Source organism: Caballeronia sp., assembly GCF_028292365.1.
Lineage (GTDB): Bacteria > Pseudomonadota > Gammaproteobacteria > Burkholderiales > Burkholderiaceae > Caballeronia.
In genome coordinates this window covers 1-5015 of record NZ_JAQGMM010000367.1, presented here as the reverse complement: position 1 = coordinate 5015, position 5015 = coordinate 1, and the positions used below count along the sequence as shown (strand labels likewise).

Below are 5015 nucleotides of genomic sequence, written 5' to 3'. Positions count from 1 at the left end.
TGCCGCCGGTGGCGCCGCTGGTACTGCCGGTGCCGGTGCCCGACGAAGGTGTGGAAGTCGCTGCGAGCGGATGGGCAAGACCCGCCGCTGACAGTAGCGAGACGGCGGCCTGATCGGGCATGCCATTAGCATCGATAGCGCCCGCTCGCGCCAGCGCGTCGAGATCGCTGTCAACACCTGCTTGTCCAACAATAAACGGCGTCGTCAGAAACGCCGACGCCGTCAGCGTGAGAGCGTAGCGCTGTTGCAGATTGGTGACGACCGCCGATTGTGCGGCCAGCACATTGGCCTGGTTTCCCAGAGCTTGCTGAAACTGTGCGTTATTCGGGAAGCCCGCAATCAGACTGGCTTCGTTGGTGCCAAGCTGGGAGGAGAGATAGACCAGCATCAACTCGGTCTCGGGCGTCGTATTAAAGGTGCCGCCGCCAAATGCCAGCGAATGCAGGCTTATGCCGCCAGCGTTCACGGTGATGACACAGGGAGGCGTCGCGTTGAAGGTGATGGCATAGTGCCCGCCACCGTCAGACAAGGCGGAGCCCGAACCCTGCGCGCAACTGAAGTTGACTGTCGCGCTGGCGAGTGCATTGCCGGTAGCGGCCGTGCCGGATAGGGTGACATTTGGCACAGCGTTTCCGCCGCCACAGTCGCCGAGGCCGATGCAGGAATTTCCGCCGCACGCCACGAGCGTTACAAGCGAAGCGACGCAAACAGCAGCCAGCGCCGGGCGAACAAAAAACGCATAACGAGTGTTCATGGTTGCCTGCCGTAATAGAGTCAGCCAGGACGATCGGTTTCACGCAAAAGGGCCCGGGCCACCTTCAATTTTAGCTCTCAAAGCACCAGGATACTTGCCGTCGACCGCGACGCATCCCGTGGGGGCGACTCCCCAACAAACTCGCTACCGGAAGCGCCTAAAGAAGCGACGAATGTCCGCCGTGAGGACTTCAGGTTCCTCCATTGCCGCGAAATGGCCACCACGCGGCATGTCGGTCCACTGCGCGACATCGAAAACTCGTTCCAGCCATTCGCGCGGCGGGTGATTAATCTCTTTCGGAAAATGTGCAAATCCCACCGGCGGCGTTACCCGTTGCCCAGCGGCGAAACGCATAGGCTGCAACCGATTTTCCCAGTACATTTGAATGGCTGAGCCAATGCTTTGTGTGTACCAGTAGAGCGATAAATTGGTGAGCAGTTCATCTTTCGAGAATTTACGCTCGATAACCCCGTCGCAATCGCTCCATGCACGAAACTTCTCCCCAATCCACGCCGCCAGCCCGGCCGGAGAGTCGTTAAGCGACGCAGCCAACGTCTGCGGCCTCGTACCGTGCATATGCGCATAACCGCCCTCTATCGCAGCCCATTCAGCTTTCTCTCGAAGGTAGTTTTGTTCCGCAGGAGTAACCGGCGAATTCGGGGCATCGACTGTGGGTTCGTACGAGCTCGGCAGAAAGTTGAGATGAACGCCATCGACCACCTGCGAGTGCCGCAGGGCGAGCCCGATCGACACTCCCGCTCCCAGGTCACCACCCTGAGCACCAAATCGTTCGTAGCCCAAACCTTTCATTAGCGATGCCCACAGATCGGCCACTTGAAACGCCGAAGTGCCGGGGGTGGCAGGCGCCGGCGAAAACCCAAAGCCCGGCAGTGAAGGAATAATGACGTCGAAGGCATCGCTCGGATCCCCACCGAATGCAGCAGGGTCGCACAACAGGTCAGCTAACGCGTGAAATTCGAAGAACGATCCCGGCCAACCGTGCGTGATAACCACCGGATACGGCCTGGGTCCAACGCCACGCCGATGAACGAAATGCACGCGCTGACCGTTCACGTCGGCCATGAATTGAGGTTGCTGGTTCAGACCGCGTTCAGCAGCACGCCAATCAAAACTCTCGGCCCAGTACGTCACCCATTCACGCAGCCATGTGGGCTCTGTGCCTTGTTGCCACGGCTCCGACGGCGTCATGGATGCCCACCGGGTCTCGCGCAAGCGCCGGCGTAAGTCGTCGATCTCGACGTCGGATACGGAAATCTGAAATGGCTCGATATGCATGGCACCTCCTCTGAAAGAGTGCAGTCATTCTCCACGATCTAACTTTAAAGGACAGCGCGCCCAATGGCTCAGTTAAATTGCGCAGCCCCATACGCATGGCTTGACACGTATATACCTCATGGAGTATATATTAGGCATGGAATCAACATTTGCGATCATCGCCGAGCCGAGCCGCCGCGCCATCCTGAGTCTGCTAGCAACGTCTGAGCGGTCCGTGGGTGATATCGAGGAAAATTTAAACCTCTCGCAACCCTCGGTTTCAAAGCATCTGCGGGTGCTTCGAGAGGCGGGGTTCGTGGAATCGCGCGTTGACGCGCAGCGGCGTTTATACCGGATCAAACCCGAACCGCTGATGGAGATCGACGCCTGGCTCGCACCGTTCCGCCAGTTCTGGTCGGTCCATGTCGACGCGCTGGAACGCCACCTTGATCAGATGGATCCTGTCCCGCGAAAAAAGGGTAAGAAACGATGAGCAACCGCGACCAATACATGCCGGGCCCGGCCGCCGGCGCCGAAGTCCGAAAGGATGGAAAGAAGTGGACACTTATTCTCGTGCGCGAGTTGCGCCATCCGCCGGAGAAAGTGTGGAAAGCGTTGACCGACCCGGCCAGTTTGCGTGAATGGGCACCGTTCGATGCCGACCGGAGTCTCGCGTCTGTTGGCCCCGTCAAGCTTTCAACAGTCGGAACGCCAACGCCGCAGATCTCGGCGTCGCAGGTCACGCGCGCCCAGAAGCCGAACCTGCTCGAGTATCGCTGGGGCGAAAACGACATGCGATGGCAACTTGAACCGCTCGGCGACGGCACGCGTCTTACGCTCTGGCACAACATCGATAGCGGCTTCATATCGATGGGCGCCGCCGGCTGGCACATCTGCCTAGATGTATTCGATCGGCTCGTGGCCGGCGATCCTATAGGGCGTATTGTTGGTGGCGAAGCAATGAAATTCGGTTGGCCGCGCTTGAACACCGAGTATGCGAAGCAATTTGATATCTGAATCGCAGAATGCGGCCAAGCGCCAAGATTTAAATGAAGAAGAGAACGGAATCATTAGGATGACAAAATGAAGAAATCTGATTCGGCCGAGGGCCAGTCGGCATCTGAGTTGATTGACAGAAAAATCACTGAGCTTGGAGACTGGCGCGGTGAGACGTTGAGCAGGATGCGCAAGCTCATCAAAGACGCAGACCCGGACGTCGTGGAGGAGTGGAAGTGGATGGGCACGCCCGTGTGGTCGCACGACGGGATCATCTGCACCGGTGAGTCGTACAAGTCGGTCGTGAAATTGACCTTCGCCAAGGGGGCTTCGTTGGCGGACCCGGCCAAGCTGTTCAACTCAAGCCTCGACGGGAACACAAGGCGCGCGATTGACATTCATGAGGGCGAGGAGGTCGAGTCGAAGGCGTTCAAGACGCTTATCGGCGCTGCTATCGACCTTAATACGTCGAGTGTAAAAGCTAAGGCCAAGCCAAAGCGCGCGAAATAGGCTACGGAATTCGTTCCCTCTTTCGACCGTGCAAGGTCTACGAGCAAGCCTCATCCCGCGGATCGAATTTGCCAGAATAGGCATTATAGGTCGCCGATACTAGCGCGGCTAAAACATCGCAACCTGACAGCGTGCGTAGAAGATGACGGCCTGATCATGAAAATCTGGCCGACCGATCGATCAATAAGTCAGGCCCAAGCTCACTGTCCAACCCTTGACGTGGGGGCCAAATAGACAGGCTGCTCCTACCCGCAGTCGTTTCGACTGTGCGTTGTCTCTTGAAAGGGGAAGTTCGAACCCGCCCCCGATGTTCGCTAAGGTTGAGAACCCGAGAGCGTTGCGATTGGGCCCAAAAAATCCGCCGTATCCCGCATTGACAACGTAACTCAACGGACGCGCAAATAGCTGGGCACCCGTCGGCCCCGTGTAAGCCGACTGGATCGACCAGGAACCGGCAGTTTCCCTGAATCGCAGTAAGGGATCCGATTCGTCAAAGCTGGAAACCCACGACCACGCAATATGCCCACGAATAGTCAGCGTCTGCTCTGGCGCTATGCTCGTCGTCCATTCGAGCGCGGCGTTCGGCGTGACCAGCCATGCATTTTCGTGCCAGTTGAACAGCGGCCCGTCAGTGACAGGTTTAAGGCTAGTGGCCGCGCCTGCGTACGAAGCGTCATTGAGCAACCTGGCCACGCTGAGGTCCAGGCCAGGCTCGAACGTTAATCCATAGCCCAGCTTGCTTTTCAGGAACAGGCCGCCGGTCGCGCTAAAGGCCGACCACTTGCTTGCGATGCTGCCTGCCGCGCCGTTCGGATCGTTGATCGTGAATTCGTCCTTTTCACGAAAGTAACCGCCGGACACCCGCCATCCAATACTGTTTCGATCCGAAAACGTGAGCAAATTACCCTCGTAGGGGATCCGGGTGACGGTGAGCGATTGCGGAACGACACCCTCTGAGATATTGAGGTGCGCGGAGCTGATGTCCGGGGTCGCGGTCAGGTTGAGAATCTGCGAATAGCCTGACCCAAGACGCGCGGCGCCAATGACGTCCCGGCTGGACTGGGCAATCACCGGCGCCGCGGTTGTGACGGCGAGAGGAAAGACAAGGAACCGGACCACAAGGATCGGCGCAATGCTTCGGTGGCTTCGGGCTGAAGATCGCATGCAGAGTTCTCTCCGTTTGGCGACTGGGTACCCGCCACGCAATCGCTGTACCGCACGCAAGCTCGGGGTGAATTCCTTGGGCCACTTATCGCAGTCGAGCCGTCTCCTGCTCGACGGTGCGGCACGTCAACTCAGGACGGGGAAAAGGTCCAACATTGAGAGTGCAACCGTCGTCTGGCGCAGGCTTTTCGCCCGCTGGTAAAGGTTCGAAACTGGCCGTATTCGGTCCGACGATAAAGCGCCGAAGTCGCCCCCAAACCGCCGATCAATTAACGGCTTCGACCGACCGACATTTACCTCGGTACAGCCCCTGGCA

The 5015-nt window shown here is 58.4% G+C and carries 6 protein-coding genes; 3 read left to right on the top strand and 3 right to left on the bottom strand.

All coding sequences use genetic code 11. The annotated features are described in order from the left end of the window. Together JWR14_RS22690 and JWR14_RS22685 are read right to left on the bottom strand one after the other, a co-directional pair. The coding region (locus JWR14_RS22690; RefSeq protein ID WP_299712277.1) for a hypothetical protein at nucleotides 1–754 on the bottom strand (754 nt) is incomplete at its 3' end. A 144-nt stretch (nucleotides 755–898) separates the two neighbouring features. Next, nucleotides 899–2050: an epoxide hydrolase family protein gene (locus JWR14_RS22685; protein ID WP_299712275.1), complete on the bottom strand. Its 1152-nt coding sequence runs from the start codon at nucleotides 2048–2050 to the stop codon at nucleotides 899–901. Nucleotides 2051–2186: 136 nt separating this feature from the next. On the opposite strand from JWR14_RS22685, the gene JWR14_RS22680 reads away from it, so the two are divergent. The 3 genes from JWR14_RS22680 to JWR14_RS22670 all read left to right on the top strand — a co-directional run bounded on the left by JWR14_RS22680 (nucleotide 2187) and on the right by JWR14_RS22670 (nucleotide 3535). Next, complete coding sequence (locus JWR14_RS22680) at nucleotides 2187–2522, top strand: metalloregulator ArsR/SmtB family transcription factor (protein WP_299712272.1); 336 nt, start codon at nucleotides 2187–2189, stop codon at nucleotides 2520–2522. Continuing rightward, nucleotides 2519–3046 (top strand): SRPBCC family protein, encoded by a 528-nt coding sequence (locus tag JWR14_RS22675; RefSeq protein ID WP_299712270.1) that lies wholly within the window; start codon nucleotides 2519–2521, stop codon nucleotides 3044–3046. The genes JWR14_RS22680 and JWR14_RS22675 overlap by 4 nt, the downstream gene beginning before the upstream one ends. 66 nt (nucleotides 3047–3112) lie before the next feature. Then, a complete protein-coding gene (locus JWR14_RS22670; protein ID WP_299712268.1) occupies nucleotides 3113–3535 on the top strand; it encodes a DUF1801 domain-containing protein in 423 nt (140 codons plus the stop codon). A gap of 180 nt (nucleotides 3536–3715) precedes the next feature. On the opposite strand, the gene JWR14_RS22665 is transcribed toward JWR14_RS22670, so the two are convergent. Beyond that, nucleotides 3716–4699, bottom strand: coding sequence for a hypothetical protein (locus JWR14_RS22665; RefSeq protein ID WP_299712265.1), 984 nt, complete (start codon nucleotides 4697–4699; stop codon nucleotides 3716–3718). Nucleotides 4700–5015: the final 316 nt, after the last annotated feature.

Excerpts from the sequence above, each read along its gene's own strand:
- JWR14_RS22685 (WP_299712275.1), bottom strand. The coding sequence starts at position 2,050 with ATGCATATCGAGCCATTTCAGATTTCCGTATCCGACGTCGAGATCGAC.
- JWR14_RS22680 (WP_299712272.1), top strand. The coding sequence starts at position 2,187 with ATGGAATCAACATTTGCGATCATCGCCGAGCCGAGCCGCCGCGCCATC.
- JWR14_RS22675 (WP_299712270.1), top strand. The coding sequence starts at position 2,519 with ATGAGCAACCGCGACCAATACATGCCGGGCCCGGCCGCCGGCGCCGAA.
- JWR14_RS22670 (WP_299712268.1), top strand. The coding sequence starts at position 3,113 with ATGAAGAAATCTGATTCGGCCGAGGGCCAGTCGGCATCTGAGTTGATT.
- JWR14_RS22665 (WP_299712265.1), bottom strand. The coding sequence starts at position 4,699 with ATGCGATCTTCAGCCCGAAGCCACCGAAGCATTGCGCCGATCCTTGTG.